At 51.0% G+C, this 25,309-nt stretch carries 25 protein-coding genes and 1 pseudogene; all 26 read left to right on the top strand.

Going from position 1 to position 25,309, the window contains the following annotated elements; all coding sequences use genetic code 11:
• A pseudogene (locus ABYP33_RS04575) lies at positions 1-150 on the top strand (UMP kinase); the annotation flags it as partial.
• Positions 147-704 (top strand): ribosome recycling factor, encoded by a 558-nt coding sequence (gene frr / locus ABYP33_RS04570; protein WP_184460943.1) that lies wholly within the window; start codon positions 147-149, stop codon positions 702-704. The pseudogene ABYP33_RS04575 and the gene frr, both read left to right, overlap by 4 nt.
• A gap of 18 nt (positions 705-722) precedes the next feature.
• Positions 723-1,460 (top strand): polyprenyl diphosphate synthase, encoded by a 738-nt coding sequence (gene uppS, locus ABYP33_RS04565; RefSeq protein WP_373088864.1) that lies wholly within the window; start codon positions 723-725, stop codon positions 1,458-1,460.
• A 34-nt stretch (positions 1,461-1,494) separates the two neighbouring features.
• Positions 1,495-2,331: a phosphatidate cytidylyltransferase gene (locus tag ABYP33_RS04560; RefSeq protein WP_373088862.1), complete on the top strand. Its 837-nt coding sequence runs from the start codon at positions 1,495-1,497 to the stop codon at positions 2,329-2,331.
• The gene (gene ispC, locus ABYP33_RS04555; protein ID WP_373088860.1) at positions 2,331-3,509 is read left to right on the top strand and encodes a 1-deoxy-D-xylulose-5-phosphate reductoisomerase; all 1,179 of its coding nucleotides are present in this window, start codon (positions 2,331-2,333) and stop codon (positions 3,507-3,509) included. The genes ABYP33_RS04560 and ispC overlap by 1 nt, the downstream gene beginning before the upstream one ends.
• A gap of 64 nt (positions 3,510-3,573) precedes the next feature.
• Positions 3,574-4,932: an RIP metalloprotease RseP gene (rseP, locus tag ABYP33_RS04550; RefSeq protein WP_373088858.1), complete on the top strand. Its 1,359-nt coding sequence runs from the start codon at positions 3,574-3,576 to the stop codon at positions 4,930-4,932.
• A 90-nt stretch (positions 4,933-5,022) separates the two neighbouring features.
• A complete protein-coding gene (gene bamA, locus ABYP33_RS04545; protein WP_373088856.1) occupies positions 5,023-7,611 on the top strand; it encodes an outer membrane protein assembly factor BamA in 2,589 nt (862 codons plus the stop codon).
• 31 nt (positions 7,612-7,642) lie between these two features.
• Positions 7,643-8,152, top strand: a complete 510-nt coding sequence (locus tag ABYP33_RS04540; RefSeq protein ID WP_373088854.1) for an OmpH family outer membrane protein — start codon at positions 7,643-7,645, stop codon at positions 8,150-8,152.
• Positions 8,152-9,195 carry a UDP-3-O-(3-hydroxymyristoyl)glucosamine N-acyltransferase gene (gene lpxD / locus ABYP33_RS04535; RefSeq protein WP_373088852.1) on the top strand — a complete coding sequence of 348 codons (1,044 nt, stop codon included), beginning with the start codon at positions 8,152-8,154 and terminating at the stop codon, positions 9,193-9,195. Before ABYP33_RS04540 ends, lpxD begins: the two co-directional genes overlap by 1 nt.
• Before the next feature lie 6 nt (positions 9,196-9,201).
• On the top strand, positions 9,202-9,642 hold the full coding sequence (gene fabZ / locus ABYP33_RS04530; protein ID WP_373088868.1) for a 3-hydroxyacyl-ACP dehydratase FabZ: 441 nt from the start codon (positions 9,202-9,204) through the stop codon (positions 9,640-9,642).
• Positions 9,639-10,442 (top strand): acyl-ACP--UDP-N-acetylglucosamine O-acyltransferase, encoded by an 804-nt coding sequence (gene lpxA / locus ABYP33_RS04525; protein WP_373088850.1) that lies wholly within the window; start codon positions 9,639-9,641, stop codon positions 10,440-10,442. Before fabZ ends, lpxA begins: the two co-directional genes overlap by 4 nt.
• 34 nt (positions 10,443-10,476) lie before the next feature.
• Positions 10,477-11,634, top strand: coding sequence for a lipid-A-disaccharide synthase (gene lpxB, locus ABYP33_RS04520; protein ID WP_373088848.1), 1,158 nt, complete (start codon positions 10,477-10,479; stop codon positions 11,632-11,634).
• On the top strand, positions 11,621-12,232 hold the full coding sequence (gene rnhB, locus ABYP33_RS04515) for a ribonuclease HII (protein ID WP_373088846.1): 612 nt from the start codon (positions 11,621-11,623) through the stop codon (positions 12,230-12,232). Before lpxB ends, rnhB begins: the two co-directional genes overlap by 14 nt.
• Positions 12,232-15,717: a DNA polymerase III subunit alpha gene (gene dnaE, locus ABYP33_RS04510; RefSeq protein WP_373088866.1), complete on the top strand. Its 3,486-nt coding sequence runs from the start codon at positions 12,232-12,234 to the stop codon at positions 15,715-15,717. The genes rnhB and dnaE overlap by 1 nt, the downstream gene beginning before the upstream one ends.
• A gap of 83 nt (positions 15,718-15,800) precedes the next feature.
• Complete coding sequence (locus ABYP33_RS04505) at positions 15,801-16,751, top strand: acetyl-CoA carboxylase carboxyltransferase subunit alpha (RefSeq protein ID WP_373088844.1); 951 nt, start codon at positions 15,801-15,803, stop codon at positions 16,749-16,751.
• Between the two features lie 37 nt (positions 16,752-16,788).
• Entirely contained in the window at positions 16,789-18,126 is a 1,338-nt protein-coding gene (gene tilS / locus ABYP33_RS04500; RefSeq protein WP_373088842.1) for a tRNA lysidine(34) synthetase TilS, read from the top strand.
• A 47-nt stretch (positions 18,127-18,173) separates the two neighbouring features.
• Positions 18,174-19,004, top strand: a complete 831-nt coding sequence (gene trmJ / locus ABYP33_RS04495) for a tRNA (cytosine(32)/uridine(32)-2'-O)-methyltransferase TrmJ (RefSeq protein ID WP_373088840.1) — start codon at positions 18,174-18,176, stop codon at positions 19,002-19,004.
• 111 nt (positions 19,005-19,115) lie between these two features.
• Entirely contained in the window at positions 19,116-19,592 is a 477-nt protein-coding gene (locus ABYP33_RS04490; protein ID WP_373088838.1) for a Fe-S cluster assembly transcription factor, read from the top strand.
• Positions 19,593-19,640: 48 nt separating this feature from the next.
• Positions 19,641-20,855, top strand: a complete 1,215-nt coding sequence (locus ABYP33_RS04485; RefSeq protein WP_373088836.1) for an IscS subfamily cysteine desulfurase — start codon at positions 19,641-19,643, stop codon at positions 20,853-20,855.
• A 26-nt stretch (positions 20,856-20,881) separates the two neighbouring features.
• Positions 20,882-21,268, top strand: a complete 387-nt coding sequence (gene iscU / locus ABYP33_RS04480) for a Fe-S cluster assembly scaffold IscU (protein WP_373088834.1) — start codon at positions 20,882-20,884, stop codon at positions 21,266-21,268.
• 35 nt (positions 21,269-21,303) lie between these two features.
• A complete protein-coding gene (gene iscA / locus ABYP33_RS04475) occupies positions 21,304-21,627 on the top strand; it encodes an iron-sulfur cluster assembly protein IscA (protein WP_373088832.1) in 324 nt (107 codons plus the stop codon).
• A gap of 24 nt (positions 21,628-21,651) precedes the next feature.
• Positions 21,652-22,191 (top strand): Fe-S protein assembly co-chaperone HscB, encoded by a 540-nt coding sequence (gene hscB, locus ABYP33_RS04470; protein ID WP_373088830.1) that lies wholly within the window; start codon positions 21,652-21,654, stop codon positions 22,189-22,191.
• Positions 22,192-22,230: 39 nt separating this feature from the next.
• On the top strand, positions 22,231-24,090 hold the full coding sequence (gene hscA / locus ABYP33_RS04465; RefSeq protein ID WP_373088828.1) for a Fe-S protein assembly chaperone HscA: 1,860 nt from the start codon (positions 22,231-22,233) through the stop codon (positions 24,088-24,090).
• 10 nt (positions 24,091-24,100) lie between these two features.
• Positions 24,101-24,439: an ISC system 2Fe-2S type ferredoxin gene (gene fdx / locus ABYP33_RS04460; RefSeq protein ID WP_373088826.1), complete on the top strand. Its 339-nt coding sequence runs from the start codon at positions 24,101-24,103 to the stop codon at positions 24,437-24,439.
• Positions 24,440-24,475: 36 nt separating this feature from the next.
• A complete protein-coding gene (gene iscX / locus ABYP33_RS04455; RefSeq protein WP_373088824.1) occupies positions 24,476-24,676 on the top strand; it encodes a Fe-S cluster assembly protein IscX in 201 nt (66 codons plus the stop codon).
• Positions 24,677-24,861: 185 nt separating this feature from the next.
• Positions 24,862-25,290 (top strand): nucleoside-diphosphate kinase, encoded by a 429-nt coding sequence (gene ndk, locus ABYP33_RS04450; RefSeq protein WP_008248907.1) that lies wholly within the window; start codon positions 24,862-24,864, stop codon positions 25,288-25,290.
• Positions 25,291-25,309: the final 19 nt, after the last annotated feature.

The following is a 25,309-nucleotide window of genomic DNA, read 5'->3' as shown; positions in this document are numbered from 1 at the left end:
GACCTTACGGCCATCTGTTTGTGCCGAGATCATAATATGCCTTTGCGGGTATTTGCGATGGAGCAGCAGGGTGCTCTTTTGAATATTGTTGTGGGTGGTGAAGAAGGAACGCTAGTGGCCGCCACTAAGCGCGAGGAGAAAACAGCGTGATTAATGAACTGAAAGAAGACGCCAAAGTACGTATGGCCAAGGCCATTGAGGCGCTAGGTAGCAACTTTAACAAAATTCGCACTGGTCGCGCGCATCCGAGCCTGCTCGACGGGGTGCGAGTGTCTTATTACGGTACCGATACACCACTATCGCAAGTGGCTAATATTGGTATTGAAGACGCGCGAACCTTAACCGTCACGCCCTGGGAAAAGAATATTGTTCCCGACGTAGAAAAGGCCTTGATGAAGTCAGATTTGGGTTTAAACCCGAGCACCGCCGGTAGTGTTATCCGCATTCCCATGGCGATGCTGACTGAGGAAACCCGCAAGGGCTATATCAAGACTGCGCGTCATGAAGCTGAGAGTGCGCGGGTATCGATTCGCAATGCGCGCCGTGATGTGCTGTCTGATATCAAAGATTTACTAAAAGAAAAAGAAATAAGCGAAGATGATGAGCGTCGCGCCCAAGACGAAGTTCAGAAAATTACCGACCAGTTTATTGCGGAAGTCGACAAGGCGCTTGCGGCCAAAGAAACTGACCTCATGGTTATCTAAGCGGCGAACATCCTTGTCATGGCAGTATCTACGCGGCCAGCCGCATCTCTAAATATTCCTCGCCACGTTGCCATCATTATGGATGGCAACAATCGGTGGGCCAAAGGTCAGGGGCTCAAGTCTTCGGCTGGCCATCGCGCTGGTGTTGAGGTTATTCGGCCACTACTGAAATTGGTTCGTGAGCGGGGCGTTGAGGTTGTGACCTTGTTTGCCTTTTCCAGTGAGAACTGGCAGCGGCCGAGCCTTGAGGTTCAGGCTTTGATGCGGCTATTCTCGAGCTACTTAGACTCGGAAACTAAGCAGCTTCACGCCGATGGTGTGCGCATTCGTTTTATTGGCAAGCGCGATCAATTCTCGGCAAGTCTGCGCAAGCAGATGGACTATAGCGAGCAATTGACCCGGTTTAATCGCGATACCCAATTGGTGATTGCTGTGGATTATGGTGGTCAGTGGGATATTGTGAGTGCAGCGAAATCACTGGCAGAGCAAGTGCAGGCCGGCACGCTGGCGCTTGACGATTTTGATGTCGCATTGTTTGATCGGCATATGTCTTTGGCCGACGTCCCCAAGCCAGATCTTTGTATTCGCACCGCGGGTGAGCAGCGTATTAGCAACTTCTTGCTGTGGCAGCTGGCGTATAGTGAACTGTATTTTACCGATTGTTTTTGGCCAGATTTCGACGCAGCGGAGTTAGATCGGGCTTTGCGGGCTTATGCTCAGCGGGATCGACGTTTCGGTGGGCGAGATGAAGAATAATAATGCGGCCATTACAGATTAAGGGAGTCAAATTATGCTAAAGCAGCGGATCATCACCGCGGTGCTGATCGTGTTAGCGCTTTTTGCGGCCTTGGCATATTTGTCCGTGGTGGCGCTGTCTGGGGTTTTTGCGCTGGCAGTATTAATGGCTGCATGGGAGTGGGCGAATCTTAGTGGTTTTGCCAGCCGCACTGGTCGCAGCATATATGTTGTGGTGTGCGCGCTGGGCATGGCTTTGCTGGCCTGGCAGTCCGGTTTGTATGCCGAGCAAAACTTTTTGGTGTTGCGCGAGATATTTATTGCTGCGTGCTTGTGGTGGGCTATTGCTTTGTTATGGGTTAAAGCTTACCCCCTAAGCTCCGGCTTATGGGGTTCTAAAGGTGCGCGCAGCATAATGGGCTTGTTGGTGTTGGTGCCCGCATGGTTGGCACTGAGCTATCTGCGGAGTTTGCCCGAAGGCGTCTGTCTCATTCTGATGGTGATTGGTTTGGTTGTAGCGGCCGATGTTGGTGCTTATTTTACCGGGCGAGCCTTTGGCCAAGCTAAATTGGCTCCTGCGGTGAGTCCGGGTAAATCTTGGGCCGGGTTTTGGGGCGGTTTGGCCAGCTGCCTGACCCTGATGGCGATTTTGTGGCGAGTTTGGCCCGAGGGTATGCCAATAAACTTGCCCGCAGCGTTGGGTCTAGCCCTGGTCACCGGTTTGGCCTCAGTGTTGGGTGATTTGTTGGAAAGCATGATCAAGCGCCATCGCGGTATTAAAGACAGCGGTAATCTGCTGCCTGGCCACGGCGGCATTATGGATCGGATCGACAGTATTACCGCCGCCGCGCCGGTATTTTCGCTCGGACTTATTGTCGCGGGATGGGTGTAATGCAGTCAGTTACCGTGTTGGGCTCAACTGGCTCAATTGGCATTAGTACGCTGGATGTACTTGCGCGCCACCCAGATCGCTATTCTGTTTTCGCACTTACTGCCAATACGAGCACGGACAAACTGTTTGCTCAGGTTATGGCATTCTCCCCCCGTTACACTGTGTTACGTGATACGGGCTTGGCTGCGGAGTTTGCGGAGCGGCTGCGCGCCGCAGGTAGTAAGGCTGAAGTGTTGAGCGGCGAAGCTGGTTTGTGTGAGGTCGCTGCCGCTGCTGACATTACAATGGCGGCGATTGTTGGCGCAGCCGGCTTGTTGCCGACGCTGGCGGCCGTAGAAGCCGGTAAAAAGGTCTTGTTAGCGAACAAAGAGTCGTTAGTGATGGCCGGGCAGCTGTTTATTGACGCGGTCGCTAAAAGCGGTGCCACCTTGCTGCCTATCGACAGCGAGCATAATGCTATTTTTCAATGCTTGCCCCTAGCGGCAGAGGGTGGCATTCAAGCCCAGGGTGTCCAGCGGATATTGCTAACTGGTTCTGGTGGGCCATTTCGCGCTACGCCCCTCGCTGAACTGACTACCGTTACGCCAGATCAGGCGTGTGCCCACCCTAATTGGTCGATGGGACGCAAAATTTCGGTCGATTCTGCGACCATGATGAATAAAGGTCTTGAACTCATCGAGGCCTGCTGGCTGTTTCAGGCAGACCCAGCCACGATTGAGATTATTGTTCACCCTCAGAGTGTCATTCACTCCATGGTAGAATATGTAGATGGTTCGGTATTGGCGCAATTGGGTAATCCCGATATGCGAACCCCTATTGCTCATGCGTTAGCATGGCCGGAGCGCATTCATTCTGGGGTCTCGAGCCTAGATATCATAAGTCAGGCTCGTCTTGATTTTGAAGCGCCAGACGAAAAGCGTTTTCCTTGTTTACGCTTGGCCAGGGATGCCGCTATTCGCGGCGGCACGGCGCCCGCAGCATTAAATGCCGCAAACGAAATTGCAGTGGCGGCATTTTTGGATGGTAAGCTCGCCTTTGTTGATATCGCGCAGGTTATCGCTGACGTGATGGCGCAGACAAATATTGGTGAACCCCAGTCTTTGCTTGATGTCCAAACTGCGGACTCCGCTGCGAGGGCCTTAGCCGTTGATCTTATTAGCGCCAAAATTCGGGATTAGTACCTAATATAATGAAATGCTTTTTACCAAGGCTGCTTACAGGCTTAGATAAGGGACGACAGGCGTGCTAGATATTTTGCAAACAATTTTGGTCACGATAGCGACCTTGGCAATACTGGTTGCCGTGCATGAGTATGGTCACTTTTGGATGGCGAGACGCTGCGGCGTTAAAGTCTTGCGATTTTCCGTGGGCTTTGGTCGTCCCTTGCTTACTTGGACTGATCGCCGCGGTACGGAGTTTGTCGTCGCCGGTATTCCGTTAGGCGGCTACGTTAAAATGCTGGACGAGCGGGAAGCCCCAGTTCCCGCTGAACTGCAAAGTCAGGCATTTAATCGAGCGACCCCCAAATCACGGATAGGGATTGCGGCAGCTGGACCACTGGCGAATATCGTTTTGGCGATTTTTGTATATTGGCTGATATTTTTAAATGGGGTGACGGGCGTTGCGCCCATTGTGGCTGAAGTTGAGGCAGGGTCTCTCGCGGCGCGTGCTGGGATTGTTGCAGGGCAGGAGTTTATCGCAGTAGATGGCACGGCGACGCCGACCTGGGAGACCCTGCAAATGCAATTGTTAGAGCGCATTGGTGAGGACGGAGATATTCATTTGTCGCTCAAGTATCCCGACTCGGATCTGGTTTACGAGAGCACGGTAGCGTTGAGTGGCTGGATGCAAGGGGTCGAGGAACCCAACCCGGTTCGGGAATTAGGTGTGACCCTGTATACCCCAGCGCTGTTGCCAACGCTGGATAAAATTATGCCAGGTAGCCCCGCTGAGCGTGCGGGGCTTCAGCCGGGCGATGTGGTATTGGCTATTGACGGTAGGGACGTTGCTAGTTGGTCTGAATGGGTTGAATATGTGCGGGGCATACCTGAGCAAAGTGCTACGCTCTTGATTGATCGCAATGGTCAGCAGCGACAATTACAGATTACCCCAGAACGCAAACTCGACGAGTCTGCCAATGCCTACGGCTATGTGGGCGTCAGTGTTGCGATGCCAGAATGGCCGAAAGAGATGCAGCGCGAGGTAGAATACGGTCTTTTGGGGGCAGCAGTAGCGGCAGTCGATAAAACTTGGCAGATGAGCGCATTTACATTGACATCTATTAAAAAGATGTTGACTGGGCTGTTATCACCAAAAAACTTGAGTGGGCCTATAACCATTGCTAAAGTGGCCAGCTCCTCAGTGCAGTACGGCTTTTTTTCTTGGCTGACGTTTTTGGCGCTATTGAGTGTTAGTCTTGCCGTATTGAATTTACTGCCAATTCCAGTATTGGACGGTGGACATATAGTTTACGCGCTTTTTGAATGGCTGACCGGTAAGCCCGTCGCTGAACAAGTTCAGATCTGGGCGAATCAGCTGGGCTTGGTGTTGGTAGTTTTTGTCATGGTATTTGCTTTATATAACGATGTGTTGCGGCTGTAATTTTTGGTCTATGCGATGCTTTTTATCTTACATATTGGCGCTGTTGGTTATGTTTTGGCAGTCGCCCCGAGCCTTGGTTTTTAGCTGTTGATGAAACGCCTTTTAGCACTTAGTCTTTTTCTGTGGTCGGCGAGTTTTTTCGCCTCGGCCCAAGATTCACTCGCAGTGACGGATATCCGTATTGAGGGTTTGCAACGAATTTCATCGGAAACGGTGTTTTCGGCGCTGCCCATCAGCGTCGGAGACCAAATTGAACCCCGGTCTTTGGCGAATGCATCGCGGGCCTTGTTCTATACCGGTAACTTCGATGATATTCAAATTGGTGTCGACGGCGATGTGTTGGTGGTGCGGGTGGTTGAACGACCTGCCATCAGCGCGATTAGCTTGGAAGGCAACAAAGCGCTAGCGACAGAGGCGCTGATGGATGGCCTTAAAGGAGCGGGACTGACTGAAGGCCAAGTTTTTAAACGTTCGACGCTCGAGACCATGGGCATGGAACTGACTCGGCAGTACGTCTCTCAGGGGCGCTACGATGCCAGCATTGAAACCGATGTCGTTGCTGAACCTCGCAACCGCGTGTCGATCAGTATTATTATCGATGAAGGTAGCAACGCTACTATTGAACACATCAATATTGTTGGTAATACCGTTTACGACGACGAGACCTTACTCGATTTGTTTGAATTGAAGACAGGTGGCATGTTTTCCTTCTTCAGCAGCGCAGACAAATATTCCCGCGAGAAGTTAAAAGGCGACCTTGAAAAACTTAATTCCTATTACTTGGATCGCGGCTATCTATTATTTAATGCTGACTCGGTTCAGGTTGCTATTAGCCCTAACCGCCAGTCAGTGTATATCACTGTGAATGTGGAAGAGGGTGAGAAATACACCGTTAGCGGTGCAGAACTGTCCGGCGATTTGGTCTTGCCAGAAGACGATCTGTCGCGTTTTGTTTTAGTTAAAGAAGGCCAAGTGTTCTCGCAAGCCCTAGTGACTAGCACCGAAGAGTTTTTGACGAAGCGCCTTGGTAATGAAGGTTACAATTTTGCCAAGGTTCGCGGTATTCCCGAACGCGATGAAGACGCGAAAACCGTTGCCCTCAAATTCTTTATTGACCCAGGCAAACGCACCTATGTGCGCCGCATTGATTTTGAAGGCAATGCGAGAACGTCTGACGAAGTATTGCGTCGGGAAATGCGCCAGTTTGAAGGGGCGCCGGCATCGGCTGATAAAATTGAAATGTCTCGGATTCGCCTAGAGCGTCTTGGTTTCTTTAAAGAAGCTAAGGTTGATACCTTAGATGTGCCGGGCACCGATGATTTAATCGATTTGCACTATAAGGTGGAAGAGCAGAGCTCTGGCAGTCTTGGCGCCAGCGTCGGCTTCTCTCAGGACAGTGGTCTATTGTTGAGTGCCAATATTCAACAAAACAACTTTTTTGGTACTGGGCAGCAGGTTGGTTTTGGTGTGTCGCGCAGTGACTTCGCCACCAGCGTGAACTTCAATTATTTGGATCCGTACTTTACTGAAGACGGTGTGAGTCGTGGTTTCTCCGTGTTTTATCGCACCACCGACTACGAAGAAATTAACGTGGCGAGCTATACTGCAGATACCTACGGCAGTAGCGTAAACTTTGGTTACCCTATTTCTGAAATTGAGCGTTTAGGATTTAATCTAGGCTTTAACCGTACCTTAATTGAGGCGGGTGTCAGCGCGGTTAAAGAAATTAAAACCAGCCCGCGTATTCTCGATATTATTGACAATTACTTTGTTAGTACCCGGGATGTAACGACCGGTAAATACACCGTCGCGGAAGTGCTGGAAAGTGTTGATCTGCTTCCTCCTGAAGCCTTAACCGTTCCTGACGAGGAAGGATTTTTAGATAAATACGGTGAGGAATTTAATAATTTCACTGCTGGTATGTCTTGGCGCCAATCAACATTGAACCGAGGCTTATTAGCGACCCGAGGTGCGTCACAGTCGGTCTCGATTGAAATTGCCGTACCAGGCTCTGATCTGGAGTATTTCAAGTTAGGTTACGAAGGCCAGTTGTATGTGCCGATAACGAATAGTTTCACTTTTCGTTTCCGCACCCAGTTAGGTTATGGCGACGGCTATGGCGAGCTTGATCAGCTGCCTTTCTATGAAAACTTCTACGCCGGTGGTTTTGGTTCGGTTCGTGGCTATAAGAGCAATACGCTGGGGCCGCGTAGCTCGACTGCCGATATTTACAGTATCAGCCAAGCGGCAACCGCCATTGATGCAGATGGCAATGCCCGTGCCTTGTCAGCGCAAGGGGCTTATGTTTTAGACCCCGCTACCGGATTACTTGTGATTGATAGTGCTAATTCCTATAATCGCGACCCTGACCCCTTTGGTGGCAATGTGTTGGTTGAGGGCAGTATTGAATTGTTGTTCCCACTGCCTTTTGTGAAAGATCAGCGCTCTGTGCGCAGCGGCTTTTTCTTTGATGCCGGTAATGTGTTTAGTACGGACTGTAGTACGAGTCAGCTCAACTGTACTACTCCTGGACTTTCGGATTTACGTTTTTCTGCTGGGGTGGGCGCGACGTGGATCACTGGGTTTGGGCCGCTGACCTTCAGCTTGGGCCGGGCACTAAATCCAGAACGAATTGACGATACTGAAATCTTTCAGTTCTCATTGGGTCGTAGTTTCTAACTGATAGTAAAATAATGGATAGGAGTTTTTCATGAAGTTTTATAAGGTAGTTGCCGTTGCTGTTATGGCTCTTTGGGCTTGCGGTGCTGTTGCAGAAGGTCGGATTGCTGTATTTGATGTAGAGGCTGCGGTATTGAATACCGATGTGGCGAAAAAGCGCTTAACCGCGATGCGCAATCAAGCGGACTATAAAAAGAATGTTTCTGAATTAGAGTCTTTAAAGAAGAACTACGACAAGATAGTTGAGCAGTTCCAGAAAGATTTCGACATTCTTAGCGCGGAACAACGTCAAGCAACTAAGAACAAAATAGATGCCGCGCGCGCTGACGGTGAACATTTAGCCCGTAAAATTGAAGGTGCTAATCAGCAGGAAGCGCAGGCTATTCTGCAAGAGCTGGGACCAAAACTGCAGGCGATTCTGCCTCAGCTGGTTAAAGACGAAAACATCGGCCTGTTACTACCTCGCAAATCAGTCCTTCACGCTGATAGCAGCTACGATATTACTGCTAAAGTGGCTGATAAGTTGAATAACGCTAAGTAATGTCCGGGGCGAAAATATTTAGCCTTGCTGAACTTGCGGCGGTCTTGGAATTAAATTTTCAAGGTGACGCCGCAACTAGGTTGGCCGGTATAGCACCTCTTGCTACCGCCAACACTGGTGATCTTAGTTTTTTATCAAATAGTAAATTTAAAGCTGCACTGTTGAATAGCTCTGCCAGCGCGGTCATTCTTCATCCCGAGCTTGCTGTCAATTATCGTCGTAACTGCTTGATTGCGGTGGATCCCTATCTCGCTTATGCAAAGGCAAGCGCCTTGTTTGATCCTTTGGAAAAGCCGCAAGCTGGGGTGCATCCCAGTGCAGTCGTTGTTGCTGAGGATGTCGATGACTCGGTGAGTATTGGGGCAAATTGTGTTGTTGAGAAAGGTGCGGTTATTGGGGCTGGCACTGTGCTGGGTCCCGGTACGGTCATTGGTGCTAACTCACGAATTGGTAATAATTGTTATATTCACGCTAATGTGTCGATTTATCACGGCGTGAGTATTGGTAATGACGTTGTTATTCATTCCGGCGTGGTGATTGGTGCCGATGGCTTTGGCTTTGCGGCTAGCGTTCAAGGTTGGCAAAAAATTCACCAGCTGGGCGGCGTTCGAATTGGTGACCGAGTCGACATCGGCGCCAATTCCTGCATTGATCGCGGCGCCCTAGAAGACACGGTGATTGGTGACGATGTAATCTGCGATGATTACACAATGATTGCGCATAACGTCATTGTGGGGAATGGCACGGCAATGGCAGGAGCGTGCCAGATTGCGGGTAGTACAGTTATTGGCGAACGCTGTACTTTTGCGGGTAATGTGGGCGTGGTGGGGCATATAACAATTGCCGATCAAGTGCATATCACGGCTAGATCATTAATTACTAAATCTATTATGAAATCGGGCTCCTATTCTAGTGGTACGGGAATGATGGAGACGGGTGTTTGGCGGCGGAACGCTGCGCGATTTGCGAAACTCGACGAATTATTTCGGCGAGTCATATTTCTGGAAAAAAAGTTAAAAAAACAAGTAAAGGATGAAAGCTGAGTCATGCTGATGGACATCAATGAAGTTAAAGAATACCTACCGCAACGTTATCCGTTTCTGTTGGTTGATCGGGTACTCGAGCTTAAGCTCGGTGAATCAGTCGTTGCGCTGAAAAATGTAACCGGCAATGAAAACCATTTTAATGGCCATTTCCCCGAGTTGCCAATTATGCCCGGCGTGTTAATTATCGAGGCGATGGCGCAAGCGGCGGGAATTCTAGGTTTTAAAACCCTCGATAAAAAGCCAGCGGAAGGATCTATCTACATGTTCGCTGGCGTTGATAAAGCGCGCTTTAAGCGCCAGGTGGTGCCTGGAGATCAGCTTATACTGAAGGCGCAGTATGTGTCAGATAAAAGCGGCTTGTGGAAATTTGAATGTCAAGCCTATGTAGAAGACAAGTTGGCAGCGTCTGCGACGATATTGTGTATCGACCGGAAGAGTAAGTGATTGTGACTGAAAATATCCACGCTACGGCTGTTATAGACCCACGTGCGATTATCGATCCCAGTGCGGTGATCGGTGCCGGGGTTAAAATTGGTCCGTGGACGATGGTTGGCGCCGATGTTGATATTGGCGAAGCTTGTGATATTCGCTCCCATGTTGTGTTAATGGGGCCGACGAAAATCGGCAAAAACAATCGCATTTTTCAGTTTTCGACTATTGGTGACGACACCCCCGACCTGAAATACAAGGGTGAGAAAACTGAACTCATCATCGGTGACGATAATGTGATTCGTGAAGGGGTGACGATACATCGTGGCACGATACAAGATCGTGGCAAAACGATAATAGGAAATAAGAATTTATTGATGGCCTATGTTCACGTGGGCCATGACTCAGTGATTGGTGATAATTGTATCTTGGTAAATAATGCATCGCTTGCTGGCCATGTTGTGGTTGGTGATTGGGCAATATTGAGTGGATATACGCTAGTTCATCAGTTTTGCTTGATCGGTGCCCACAGTTTTGCAGGCTTTGGCTGTGGTATCAGTAAAGACGTGCCAGCGTATGTTACGGTGAGCGGCACGCCAGCCCAAGCGAAAACAATCAATAGCGAAGGCCTAAAGCGCAGAGGCTTTAGCGCCGAGAGCATTGCGGCAATTCGTCGCGCTTATAAAATTATTTATCGCCAGAATAATACGGTGGAAGAGGCATTGGCGGCATTGGCGCCGCTGATTGCAGAGTTTCCAGACGTGCAATTACTGGCGAACTCCTTGCAACAATCCCAGCGCGGTATTGTGCGCTAAACTGCGTTTTTCTGCTGCGTAACATGGCAATTCTATGACTGCATTACGAATCGGTATTATCGCCGGAGAAGCTTCCGGTGATATTTTAGGCGCTGATTTAATTCGCGCAATCAAAGTGCGTTACCCCGATGCTGAGTTCGAAGGCGTGGGCGGCCCGCTAATGATTGAGCGGGGTTGTCGCAGTCTCTGTGATATGGACCGTCTGTCGGTAATGGGTATTGTCGAACCTCTTAAGCGTTTACCTGAGTTGCTGCGCCTGCGTCGTTTCTTGAAGTCCCACTTTTTAAGTTGGCAACCGGCCATTGTTATAGGCATCGATTCGCCAGATTTCACCTTGAATATAGAACGCTATGTGCATGAGCACGGTATTAAAACACTGCACTATGTGAGTCCGTCGGTGTGGGCATGGCGGCAAGGCCGGGTAAAGGGAATTGCGAAATCGGTGGGTCATATGCTGACTTTATTTCCTTTTGAAGAGCGCTTTTATCAAGAGCATGGCGTACCGGTGACCTGTGTGGGCCACCCCTTAGCAGATCAGATTCCACTCACCGACCAGCGCAGTTCAGCCCGAGCGGAGCTGGACGTTGAAGACGGACACCCAGTGTTGGCAATATTGCCCGGCAGCCGCAGCGGCGAAGTCGCTCAGCTGATTAGACCATTTCTGGAGACTGCGCAATGGCTGCGCCGTGCTCAGCCCAATATTGAGTTTTTGATTCCCGCCGCCAATGCCGAGCGCAAAATCCAAATTTTGCAGGCGATTGGCGCGTTTTCTCAAGACTTGCCGATACGGGTGGTGAGTGGTCAGTCGCGCACAGTGATGGCTGCGTCAGATGTCGTCTTAATGGCCTCGGGCACCACCAGCTTAGAGGCACTGTTACTGCAGCGTCCAATGGTTGTCGCATACCGCTTCGGCAAATGGTCTTATAAATTGCTGTCGCGCTTGGTTAAAACGCCGTTCTTTTCATTGCCAAACCTATTAGCTCAACGCGCGCTGGTACCTGAAGTCCTGCAGGATGAAGTGCGGGCCGAGGTCATGGGGCCACTGTTGCTGGAGCAGTTAAACAATGCCAATCATCGTGAAAGTTTGATTAATGAGTTTCAATGCATTCATCGCCAGCTTGCCCAAGCCGCTAGCGAACGGGCCGCCGATGTTGTTTTGGCCTGCGCCGGAGTGAGTAATGCCTCAGATTAATGATTTGTTTGCTGAATTTGATGTGCCCGAATTAACCGCCGGTGTGGACGAGGTGGGGCGTGGCCCTTTGTGTGGCGACGTTGTCACCGCTGCTGTGATTCTCGATCCGGCGCGACCGGTCTCGGGTTTGAATGACTCTAAGAAGCTCACTGAAAAGCGCCGCGAAGCGCTCTTTGTTGAAATTCAGGAAAAGGCCCTGAGCTTTTGCATTGCCCGGGCATCAGTGGCTGAGATAGATGAAATCAATATTTTACAGGCGAGTTTACTCGCCATGCATCGGGCAGTCGCAGGTTTGTCGGTTCAGCCGGAGTATGTCTTAGTGGACGGCAATAAAGTGCCGAAATGGCCCTATAAGGCGGAGGCTGTCGTGAAGGGGGATAGCCGTGTTCCCGCTATTGCTGCGGCGTCGATATTGGCAAAAGTGACGCGGGATCGCGAGATGGTGGCGTTTGACAGCGTTTACCCCGGTTACGGCATGGCCGGTCATAAGGGCTATCCAACTAAGGTTCATATGGAGGCCCTGCAACGCTTAGGTGTAACCCCAATTCATCGCCGTAGCTACGCGCCGGTGCGGGCAATACTGGAGCCGGAGCAATGATGAATGACAGCTTTATACATTTGCGGGTGCACTCGGAGTACTCGCTGGTCGACGGCTTGGTGCGGGTTAAAGAGCTGACCAAGCGCGTTGCTAAATTGGGCATGCCCGCGGTGGCGCTCACCGATTTAAATAATTTTTACGCGCTAATTAAGTTTCAAAAGGCGGCGATGGGGGCTGGGGTTAAGCCCATTTTTGGCTGCGATTTGCTGATGCGCGATGACGATGACCCAGATCAGACCACGGTTATCTGTCTTCTGGCGCAAAATGAAAAAGGCTACCGCAATCTGACCGAACTCATTTCTCGCGCGTATCAAGATGGCCAGTATTTAGGTAAGGCCTATGCGTACCGCAGTTGGATAGAACAGGCTAGCGAGGGCTTAATTGCTTTGTCAGGCGGTCGCGAGGGTGATGTTGGGCAGGCACTACTCGCCGGCAAGGCTGATATTGCCCAGCACAGTTTGTCGCGGTGGTTGGCGGTATTTCCTGATCGCTTTTATCTGGAGCTACAGCGCACCGGCCGTCAAAACGAAGACGATTATATTCATGCGGCTATCGACTTAGCTGAGCGCAATAACTGCCCTGTGGTCGCCACCAATGATGTTCGGTTTTTAGATGCCGATGAGTTTGAAGCGCACGATGCTCGGGTATGTATTCGCGATGGCCGGGTTCTCGATGACCCGCGCAGGCCACGCAATTACAGCGACCAACAGTATTTGCGCAGCCCAGAAGATATGGTCGAGCTGTTTGCTGATATTCCAGAGGCATTGCAAAATAGTGTAGAAATTGCCAAACGCTGTAATTTGACTATTCAGCTCGGTACGTATTATTTGCCGGAATACCCAATACCTGAAGGTATGACCCAAGAGACTTACTTTCGTCAGCTGTGCCATGAAGGTTTGGATCAACGCCTTGATTTTTTATTTGACCGCAATTCACCTGAATTTGAAGCGCACCAAAGCGAATATCGCGATCGTCTGGAATTTGAACTCAATGTTATTTTGCAGATGGGGTTTCCCGGTTATTTCTTGATCGTAATGGACTTTATTCAATGGGCTAAGGATCACGATATTCCGGTTGGCCCCGGCCGAGGTTCTGGTGCTGGCTCGCTGGTTGCTTACGCGCTTAAAATTACCGATCTCGACCCCATACAATACGATCTGCTGTTCGAGCGATTCCTGAACCCTGAGCGGGTATCCATGCCAGACTTTGATGTCGATTTTTGTATGGAAGGGCGGGATCGGGTCATTAACTATGTGGCGGATAATTACGGACGCGATGCGGTAAGTCAGATTATTACCTTTGGCACCATGGCGGCCAAGGCGGTGGTGCGCGACGTCGCTCGCGTGCAGGGCAAGGCTTATGGCCTGGCCGATAAACTGTCGAAAATGATTCCCTTTGAAGTGGGTATCACGCTTGAGAAAGCCTTTGAGCAGGAAGAGATTCTTAGAGAGTTTTTAGCCGCAGATGAACAAGCCCAAGAAATTTGGGATATGGCGACCCAGCTCGAAGGTGTGGTGCGGGGCGTGGGTAAACACGCCGGGGGTGTGGTTATCGCGCCGTCTAAGCTCACCGATTTTGCGCCGCTTTATTGTGACGACGCAGGTGGCGGTTTGGTTACCCAGTTTGATAAAAGCGATGTTGAAGAAGCTGGGCTGGTTAAGTTTGATTTCCTGGGGCTGCGTACCCTGACCATCATTCACTGGGCATTAAAAATTGTTAACGCTCAGCGTGCCAAGCTGGGTGAAGATCCCCTCGATATTATGTCGATTCCACTGCAGGATCGACCAACCTTTGAGATGCTAAAGCGCGCAGAAACCACGGCGGTGTTCCAGTTGGAATCCCGTGGTATGAAGGATTTGATCAAGCGGCTCCTGCCGGATTGCTTTGAAGATATCATCGCGTTGGTGGCCTTGTTTCGTCCTGGTCCATTACAGTCGGGTATGGTTGATGACTTTATTAACCGCAAGCACGGTCGCGCTGAGTTGGCCTATCCTCACCCTCAGTACCAGCACGAGTGTTTGAAGCCCGTGCTCGAACCAACTTACGGCATTATTCTGTATCAGGAACAGGTTATGCAGATCGCCCAAGTAATGGGGGGGGTCAGTCTTGGTGGCGCCGACTTATTGCGCCGCGCTATGGGTAAGAAAAATGCTGCCGAAATGGATAAGCAGCGCAGCTTGTTTCAGACCGGTGCAGTCGAAAAGGGCTTCTCCGAAGAGCTGGCCTCGAATATTTTCGACTTGATGGAAAAATTTGCGGGCTACGGTTTTAACAAATCGCACTCCGCTGCCTACGCCTTGGTCTCCTACCAAACTGCCTGGCTGAAAACCCATTATCCCGCGCCTTTTATGGCAGCGGTAATGAGTTCGGAATTAGACAATACCGACAAGATCGTTATCTTCATAGAAGAATGTCGGGAAATGAGGTTGGACTATAAGCTGCCTTCGGTAAATGAAGGCGAGTATATGTTCACGGTCAATGATCGCGGCCAAATTGTATACGGACTTGGTGCAATCAAAGGCTTGGGTGAAGGGCCCGTCGAAAATATCATTGCTGCCCGTAATAGCGGTGGGCCTTTTAAAAACCTTTTTGAATTTTGTGAGCGCACCGATCCGCGCAAAGTGAATAAACGTGCTATAGAAGCGCTTATTCGCTCGGGTGCTTTTGACGATCTCGGTGAAGATCGTGCGGTACTTATGGCAGCTATGCCCGATGCCGTGCAGGCCGCAGAGCAGGTGGCAAGCAACGCCGAAAGCGGCATGATGGACTTGTTCGGCGGTAGTCTCGCCGTTGAAGTCGAGGGTGGTGATGTTTATGCAGGCTTTAAGAATGTAAGGCGCTGGACAACCAAAGAGCGTTTGCTCGGTGAAAAAGAAACTCTTGGCCTTTACGTTACCGGGCATCCGATTGATGATTACGAAGCTGAATTACGTCGCTTTGTGCCAAGGAAGATTGTCGACCTTAACCCCGAGAAGCACCCTCAGACCATTGCTGGATTGGTGATGAGTACTCGCACTATGAAGAATAAGCGCGGCGATACCATGGCTTTTGTGCTACTTGATGACCGCAGTGCACGAATTGAGGTTGCCTTATTCAGCGATGCCTACGATGAGTGTCGGGAGAAACTGATAAAAGACACCGTCATTGTGGTTGAGGGTGTATGTAGTAACGACGAGTACAGCGGTGGCAAAAAAATGCGGGTGAAGGCGGTGCGCAGTATTGCCGAGGCGCGGGATCAGCACGCCCGGGAGCTGCAGCTGTCGATGAGTGCGGATTTAGTCAATGACGATGCCATTGCGCGTTTAAAAGGCGCATTAAGTGTTGCCAAGGGCGGCCGCTGTCCGGTCGTGATAAATTATCAGCGGCCTGAGGGTGGTGGTAAAATTCGACTTGGTGACAATTGGCGAATTCTGCCAAATGATGAGTTATTACTGCGCTTAGGTGAGGAGTGTGGCGCAAATAACGTGGTCATCAATTATGATTAACGTATAATCACACTATTAAATGAGCCTATTTACTATTTGGATGGTATAGGCTTCACTGACGACAACAAGTGAATAAGTGAGCGATGAATCCCAATTATCTTGATTTTGAACAACCCATTGCGGAGCTGGAAGCCAAGATTGAAGAGCTTCAGTTAGTTGGCAGCGATAATGACCTGAATATTAGTGAAGAAATCGCGAAACTTCGGGAAAAAAGCAGCAAATTAACCGAAAAGATTTTTTCCAATCTCACGCCTTGGAATGTCGTTAAAATAGCGCGGCACCCCATGCGGCCTTATGCTTTGGATTATATTCGCCGAATTTTTACTGATTTTGACGAATTACACGGTGATCGGCATTTTGGTGATGATGCCGCCATTGTTGGTGGTATTGGTAAAATCAACGGCATGCCCGTCATGGTGATCGGTCAAGAAAAGGGCCGAGGCGTTACCGAGAAGGTTAAGCGCAATTTTGGTATGCCCAAGCCTGAGGGTTATCGCAAAGCCCTGCGTCTAATGCAGCTGGCTGAACGTTATAAACTACCTATTGTGACTTTAATTGATACCCCAGGCGCATATCCGGGTATCGACAGTGAAGAGCGTGGTATCAGTGAGGCCATCGCGCAAAACTTAGCGGTAATGTCGCGGTTAAAAACCCCAATAGTGTGTGTTGTTATTGGTGAGGGTAGCTCTGGTGGTGCCTTGGGTATTGGTGTAGGCGATCATATTGCCATGCTGCAATATTCAACCTACTTTGTTATTTCCCCAGAAGGCTGCGCCAATATTATTTGGAAGGGCACTGAGTTTGCACCTGATGCCGCTGAAGCAATGGGATTAACCTCAACGATTCTCGAAGAGTTGGGCATTGTTGATGCGACTATTCCTGAACCTCAAGGTGGTGCTCATCGCGATATCGACAGCAGTGCCGAGCGGGTGCGTGAGCACCTCGTGGCGGAGATCAAACGTCTGCAAGCCCTGCCTGAAAAAGAGCTGTTAGAAGTTCGTTATGATCGCCTGATGTCCTACGGCACCAGCTGATTAAGGTACTTATAGGGTGAGGGGGGCGGAGTCGGCAATGGCAGAGCTGCTGCCCCTCATCACAAAATCACTTGCGCCGTATTTGACTCGGCGAGTTTGGTGGCTGGCCTTTAGCGGCGGTCTAGATTCTCACGTTTTACTGCATTTAGTTTGGCGTTTGCGCGAGCAGGCGCATTCCAGTAGTACCCCCTTTCCAGAAATTCGTGCTATTCACGTCGATCACCAATTACAGTCAGCTTCGGCGGCCTGGGCCGAACAAGGTGAGCAGCAGTGCGCCGCTTACAATATTCCGTTTACCCTAAAGGTTGTGAATATCAAGGGGCGTCGCCGGGGGTTAGAGGGCTTGGCGCGGGAAGCCCGTTACCGTGCGTTCGAAGCGGTCTTGGGTGACGGAGATTTGTTGCTATTGGCGCATCACCTTGATGATCAAGCGGAAACCTTATTGCTGCGCTTGCTTCGCGGTGCGGGGGTGGCAGGTTTAGCGGCAATGCCAACTAGGCGCGCGCTGGGAGCCGGCGAGCTGTATCGGCCGCTGCTGTCGATTTCGCGTGCCGAGCTTGAAGCTTATGCGGCAGCTCAGAAGTTATCCTGGGTCGACGACCCCAGCAACCTCGACACCCATTACCGCCGTAATTTTCTACGCCAGCAAGTCTTGCCGCAGCTCACGCGGCACTGGCCGGATTACCGTCAAAGCTTTGGCCGGGCGGCTGCTTTGCAGGCGGAAGCTGCCCAGCTATTGCATGGCTATATTAGCCAGGATCTAGCCAGTTTTTGCGCAGAAGATGGTTCGCTGAACTTACGGAAATTGGCGGCGCTACCAGAAATTCGTCAACGCGCGATCCTGCGGCAATTTATTATTAATCGCAGTGACCTAGGGTTGTCCTCGGCCCAGCTGGGGACGATCGTTGAACAATTTCTTTGTGCGGGTGGCGACCGGCAGCCACAATTTCGTTTGGCTGCTGGTGTGTTGTTGCGCGCTTATAATCAGCAGTTGTTTTGTGAGCGAAGTGCAGTGAAGGCGTCAAGCGCGCTGCCGGGTGAATTGGCGTGGGACTTGCGCGGTGAGCTCCTTATTCCTGGGGTGGGCCGCTTATTTGCTACGCCTAACGGCCCCTTTATGCCTCGTGGGCCGGTGTCGATACGCTTTCGGCAGGGGGGTGAGCGCTGTCGTTTGGCGGGCCACCCCCATCACCGTCCACTTAAAAAGCTCCTGCAAGCGTGGCGGTTGCCGCCGTGGCAGCGCGAGGTGCTGCCGCTAATCTATTGTGACGGCGAACTGGCGGCGGTTGCCGATTTGGCTGTTTGTGAGGGTTTTAGTGCACCAGTGGGTGAGGAGGGCTGGAAGATCCAGTGGGTGCCGGAGACGCTGACCTAATCGCTTGGGTCTGCTAGAATGCGCAACTTGTAAAAAGAGCGCCAGCCATGACTACTGTAGAACAATCCGCTGTAAATCCTCTAGACAATATCCGCATTGTGCTGGTGAATACCTCCCACCCCGGCAATATTGGCGCAGTTGCCCGCGCCATGAAAAATATGTGCCTGAGTCAGCTGTACTTAGTTGAGCCTCGTAAATACCCTCACGATGAGGCGACTTGGCGCGCCGCGAGTGCCGATGATGTACTAAATTCCGCGGTGGTGTGCGAGACTTTGGATGAGGCGATTGCCGATTGTCAGTTGGTAATAGGCACCAGCGCCAGAGAGCGCACTGTGCCGTGGCCGTTGCTCGACCCGAGGCATTGTATGGAGCGAGGTTACGCGGAGGCGGTGGCTGGGCATAAAATTGCGCTGGTGTTTGGTCGTGAAGACCGGGGCTTAACTAATGAAGAGCTGCAACGCTGTAACCTCCACGTACATATTCCGGCTAATCCAGAATATAGCTCCCTTAATATAGCGATGGCGGTGCAGGTTTTGGCCTACGAGGTGCGCATGCAGCACCTTAGTGGTGAACTTAATAATAATGATATGGCCGACTGGGACGTGCCGGTGGCTGGCGCTCAAGACTTAGAGCGCTATTTGGTTCATCTTGAGGAAACCTTGCGGGATATTAATTTTTTACGTCCAGAAGCACCTAAAAAGCTAATGACTCGTCTGCGTCGTCTCTATCAGCGTACTCGACTCGATGAGATGGAAGTGAATATTTTGCGAGGCATCTTAACGTCTACCCAGTACTGGGTGCGTAAAGCCAAAGTCGATGAGTCTGTAGAGGGGGGCGGTGCTGTGGCACCTAATGGTGGTGTTGGTAGGGCAGAGTGATTATAATCGCCGCTCCCACGTGATTTAAACCATACTAAATTCCTCGGCTATATAGTTGACCATTTTGCTAGGTTATTGCATAATTGCACCCTAGATTAAGCGGGTATAGCTATGCGATTGACGACAAAAGGACGCTATGCCGTTACAGCGATGCTGGATTTGGCACTGTACGGCGACCGAGGTCCCATAAGTTTGGCTGATGTGTCTAGTCGGCAGGATATTTCCCTGTCGTATTTGGAGCAGTTGTTTTCGAAATTACGCCGCAAAGAGCTGGTTTCCAGTAGCCGTGGCCCAGGTGGTGGTTATCGCCTAAGTCGACCCAGTGAAGAAATTTTCGTTGCCGATATTATTGATGCGGTCGATGAACGGGTGGACGCCACTGGTTGTGCCGGCAGCAGTGATTGTCAGGATGGGCATACCTGCTTAACCCATAATTTGTGGGCTGATTTAAGTGATCAGATCCACCATTTTTTAAGCGATATCAGCTTGGCGAGTTTGGTTGAGCGGCGCGATGTGCAATCGGTTTCGGCGCGTCAGTTACAAAAGGCGCGCAATGAGCAGTCGATTATTCTGACTGCGGTAGATTAGTTATTAGCTCGGTGCTGAGGTAGTCACGCCGAGATTTTGGAGAAGTGTATGCAATTGCCAATTTATTTAGATTACTCTGCAACCACACCGGTTGATCCTCGTGTGGCTGAGCAGATGATGGCTTGTTTGACCACGACCGGTACCTTTGGTAACCCAGCGTCACGCTCGCACATGTTTGGTTGGAAGGCGGAAGAGGCCGTTGAAAACGCTCGTCGCCAAGTGGCTGACCTGCTCAATGCTGATCCGCGTGAAATTGTTTGGACCTCCGGTGCTACCGAGTCAAACAACCTTGCGATCAAAGGTGTTGCGCACTTTTACAGTAAAAAAGGTAAGCACATTATTACCTCCAAAATTGAGCATAAAGCGGTGCTTGATACCTGTCGCCAATTAGAACGCGAAGGTTTTGAAGTGACGTATCTAGATCCGACTGATAAAGGTTTAATTACCGCTGAAGCGATTTCGGCAGCGCTGCGTGACGACACGGTCTTGGTCAGCGTGATGCACGCCAATAATGAAATTGGCACCATTAATGATGTCGCCGCGATTGGCGAAGTATGTCGTGCTAATGGCGTAGTGTTTCACGTTGATGCGGCGCAGACGGCAGGTAAGGTTGTTATTGATATGGCGACCATGAAGATCGACTTGTTGTCGATGTCTGCTCATAAAATGTATGGTCCCAAAGGGATTGGTGCACTGTATGTGAGCCGCAAGCCGCGCATTCGCCTGGAGGCGCAAATGCACGGTGGTGGTCACGAGCGCGGCATGCGTTCAGGTACTTTGCCAACCCATCAAATAGTGGGTATGGGCGCAGCCTGTGAACTCGGCCGCTTAGAAATGGCCCAAGATACTGAGCATGCTTTAGCGTTGCGTAATCAGTTTTGGGATGGCCTAAAAGACATGGAACAGGTGTTTGTAAACGGTGATTTTGAACAGCGTTTGCCGGGTAACCTCAACGTTAGCTTGGCCTTTGTTGAAGGTGAATCGCTGATTATGTCGCTGAAAGACCTCGCGGTGTCATCGGGCTCGGCCTGTACTTCAGCGAGCTTGGAACCGTCGTATGTGCTGCGTGCGCTGGGTTTGAACGACGAGCTGGCACACAGCTCACTGCGTTTCTCTTTTGGCCGCTTTACCACGGCAGAGGAAGTTAACTACGCGATTAAACAGGTACGCGCAGCAGTGGAAAAATTACGGGAATTGTCGCCTTTGTGGGATATGTACCAAGACGGCGTCGATTTAGACAGTATTGTATGGGCAGCTCACTAAGCTGTTCAGATTGAGAGGACGAGATCATGGCCTATAGCGAAAAAGTACTCGATCATTACGAGAATCCACGTAACGTCGGTAAGTTTGACGACAGCGCGGATGAGATCGGCACCGGTATGGTCGGCGCGCCGGCTTGCGGTGACGTAATGCGTCTGCAAATCAAGGTGAATGAGCAGGGTGTTATTGAAGATGCCAAGTTCAAAACCTACGGTTGCGGCTCGGCAATTGCGTCTAGCTCACTACTCACTGAGTGGGTTAAGGGCAAGACCCTTGACGAAGCGGCGCAAATTAAAAACACCGAAATCGCTCAAGAATTGGCGCTGCCACCAGTGAAAATTCACTGTTCAGTCTTGGCCGAAGATGCGATTAAGGCTGCGGTTGCTGACTACCGTCACAAACGAACCGTATCCTGATTTGATCGCTCGCATTAGACATTAGGGGAGAGTGCATGCCAATTTCAGTAAGCAGTGCAGCAGCTAGTCACATCAAAAAGCAAATGCTCGGCCGTGGCCGGGGTTTGGGAATTCGCATTGGTGTGCGGACTTCCGGCTGCTCCGGTATGGCCTACGTATTGGAGTTTGTCGACGAGCCTCAAGCCGAAGATCAGGTTTTTGAAAAAGACGGCGCGGCGGTGTATATCGACCCTAAAAGCATGGTTTATTTAGACGGCACCGAGTTGGACTTTGTTAAAGAAGGTCTCAATGAAGGCCTGAAATTTAACAACCCCAATGTGTCGGCTGAGTGTGGCTGCGGTGAGAGCTTCACCGTCTAGCGGCCTGCTGGCTGGCCAATACCTATGTCTGTATTTAATCCCCAAGAAAATTACTTTGTGCTGTTGGCGGTGCCTCAGGCTTATGAACTTGATATCTCGGCCCTGACCAACAGTTATCGCGCGCTGCAGCGCGAGGCCCACCCCGATCGTTTTGCCAGTGGCTCCGAGCGTGATTTGCGCATGGCGGTGCAACAATCCTCGCTTATCAATGAAGCATACGAAACCTTGGTGTCGCCCACGCGGCGGGCTGCCTATTTGCTGAAATTGGCGGGGGTGAACAGTGATATGTCCTCGACTACTTTTCAGGATCCAGCGTTTTTGATGCAGCAAATGCAGTTGCGCGAAGAGCTGTCAGAATTGCAGGATGCAAAAGATCCTGAGCAAGCGCTAGATGTATTTTATCGCGACCTTGATCAGGCGGCGAAGAGTCAGAAAGCGGCTTTTTCGCAATCGTATAATCAACAGCAGTTCGATTTGGCTTTGGCGGCTTATGCCAAGCTCCAGTTTTTAGAAAAACTGCGCAGCGAAGCTGAACTGAAAGAGAGCGAATTGCTCGACTACTGATAAAAGGCGTGAAAATCGCCGGGAGTTCAGAAACCACTTATGGCCTTGATGCAAATATCAGAACCTGGACAAACCCCCGAGCCGCATCAGCGTAAGCTGGCGGTGGGAATTGATCTGGGAACCACCAATTCGCTGGTTGCCAGTGTCCGCAATGCCCACGCAGATACCTTGGCAGACCTCGGTGGCGAGCATCTGTTGCCGTCGGCTGTGTATTACGCTGAGACCGGAGAAACCCTAGTGGGCGCGGCCGCCTTGGCAGGCGCAAGTGCCGATCCTCGCAATACCCTGATGTCCGTAAAGCGCTTTATGGGGCGCTCCTTTGCTGATTGCTCGGCGGCTTCCGGGGCAGAAATGCTGCCCTATGAATTGCTGAATCAGGGGCAAGATATGGTCAAAATTCGCACTCGTGCTGGTGATATATCGCCGGTGCAAGTGTCGGCAGAAATTTTAAGGAGTCTCGTCGCTCGGGCGGCTGAGACGCTCGGTGGCGAGCTGACGGGTGCGGTTATTACCGTACCTGCTTACTTTGACGACGCTCAGCGTCAAGCGACTAAAGACGCTGCTAAAATTGCCGGAATTCACGTGTTGCGGCTGCTCAATGAGCCAACTGCCGCGGCAGTGGCTTACGGCCTTGATCAGCAAGATGAAATGGCGATTGCGGTATTTGATTTGGGTGGCGGAACCTTCGATATTTCGGTGTTGCAGCTCACCAAAGGGGTGTTTGAAGTGCTGTCTACCGGCGGCGATTCGGCTTTGGGCGGCGATGATTTCGATCATGCGATTGCCGACTGGTTTGTTGCTGCAACAGGTTTAGAAAATCTCGACATGTTTCAGCAGCGCAGCTTATTAACGGCTGCACGTCAGGCTAAGGAAGCCTTAAGTGATGCGGAAACTGTAAACGTGGTGTTAGGCGATTTGAGTCAAAGCCTTAGCCGCGAGCAGTTTAATAGCTTGGTTGACCCCTTGATCGACACGGCGATTCGCGCCTGCAAGCGCGCGCTGCGCGATGCTAAATTGCGCAGCGAAGACATCGCCAATGTGGTGATGGTCGGCGGCTCCACGCGGGTGCCCCGCGTGCGCGAGCGGGTAGCGCAGTGGTTTGGTCGCGAGCCATTAGTCGATTTAGACCCTGACCGGGTTGTTGCTTTGGGAGCGGCCCTGCAGGCGGACCAGTTGGTGGGGAATCGCAGTGGCGACGAAATGTTGCTGCTCGATGTGATCCCGTTATCCTTGGGTATCGAGACCATGGGCGGCCTGACGGAGAAGGTGATTCACCGTAACACCACAATTCCCGTGGCGATGGCACAGGAATTTACCACGTTTAAAGATGGTCAAACCGCCATGGCCATTCATGTGGTGCAAGGCGAGCGCGAGCTGGTTGAAGATTGTCGCTCGCTGGCGCGCTTTGAGTTGCAGGGTATTCCACCTATGGTGGCGGGCGCGGCCCGGATCAAAGTAAAGTTTCAGGTTGATGCCGACGGTTTGTTGCAGGTGTTTGCCACCGAAGAGAGTACTGGGGTCGAAAGCCATATTGCGGTGAAGCCTGCTTATGGTTTGAATGACACTGATATTGCCGACATGCTCAAGTCTTCTTGGGAGGCGGCGGCAGACGACAAAGACGCCCGCGCTCTGCGTGAGCAGCAAATTGAAGCGGACGCCTTGTTACAGGCTTTGTCAGCGGCGCTGTTGCAAGATGGCGAAGCCATGCTTAGCGAGGCGGAGCAGCAGGATTTATTGGCTAAAATGGAGGTTTTGCACCACGAGCGTGAGCAGGGGACTGTGGCCAGCATTGCCAAGCATATTGAAATCGTTGGCAAGGCCAGTGAGTTGTTTGCCGAGCGGCGTATGGACGCCAGTATTAACCAAGCACTCGCCGGCCGGCGAGTAGACGAATTGTAAGGATGTCACGATGCCGCGCATCATAGTATTGCCAAACGAAGCACTGTGCCCTGAGGGCGACGTAATTGAAGCCTCCAGTGGCGAAACCATTTGCGATGTTATGCTCGCTAATGGCATACACATCGAGCATGCCTGCGAGAAATCCTGTGCCTGCACGACCTGCCATGTCATTGTTCGCGAGGGTATAGAGTCGCTGAATGAGGCCGACGAGCTTGAAGAAGATATGTTAGATAAGGCTTGGGGCTTAGAGCCGGATTCGCGTCTCAGCTGTCAGGCTGTGGTAACCGATCGCGACTTGGTGGTCGAGATTCCGCGCTACACGATTAACATGGTGTCTGAACAACATTAATGGCCCGCAGGGCGTGTGCTTAAAGAGAGGCTGGGTATGGGCTTGAAGTGGACAGATGTACTGGATATTGGGATTGAGTTGGCAGAGAAATTCCCCAATGTTGATCCAACTTACGTTAATTTCGTCGATTTGCGGCAATGGGTGATTGAACTCGACGATTTTGATGATGACCCAAAGCGCAGCGGTGAAAAAGTGCTTGAAGCGATTCAAACCGCGTGGCTCGACGAGCAAGATTAAGTTTCAAGGCGACGGCATAGGGTTAATTCCGGTAGAAAAACCATTCTGGGCCGAAACCCATGCCATATCCCGCTGTCTGAGCCTCACTCGCGTACCTATTTGACTCTAATACGCGTATAATTCGACGATTTTTCGCGCCGGGTAAATTACCCTTTGTTATTGTTCTACTTTTTGGAGAAAGACCGATGGGCGTTCAACGCACCCTTTCCATAGCCAAGCCTGATGCTGTTAGCAAAAACGTTATTGGTGAAATTTACAGCCGTTTTGAAAAAGCCGGTTTACGAATTGTTGCAGCTAAAATGCTGCGTTTAAGCCGCGATCAAGCTGAAGGCTTCTATGCTGAGCACAAAGGTCGTCCTTTCTTCCCAGCGCTGATTGATTTCATGACTTCTGGTCCTGTAACTGTGCAAGTTCTGGAAGGCGAAGGCGCGGTATTGAAAAATCGCGACCTGATGGGTGCAACCAACCCTAAAGAAGCTGCTGCGGGCACTATCCGCGCTGATTTCGCTGAATCTATTGATGCCAATGCGGTACATGGTTCTGACTCAGAAGAATCGGCAGCGCGGGAAATTGCGTTCTTTTTCGCTACCAGTGAGCTGTGCGACCGCGTTTAAGTAGGTTCACACTCATTGC

Origin of the sequence: Zhongshania sp., from assembly GCF_041584495.1 — a bacterium.
GTDB lineage: Bacteria > Pseudomonadota > Gammaproteobacteria > Pseudomonadales > Spongiibacteraceae > Spongiibacter.
Note: the sequence above shows the minus strand (reverse complement) of the source record. Positions and strands in the feature narration are given on the sequence as shown.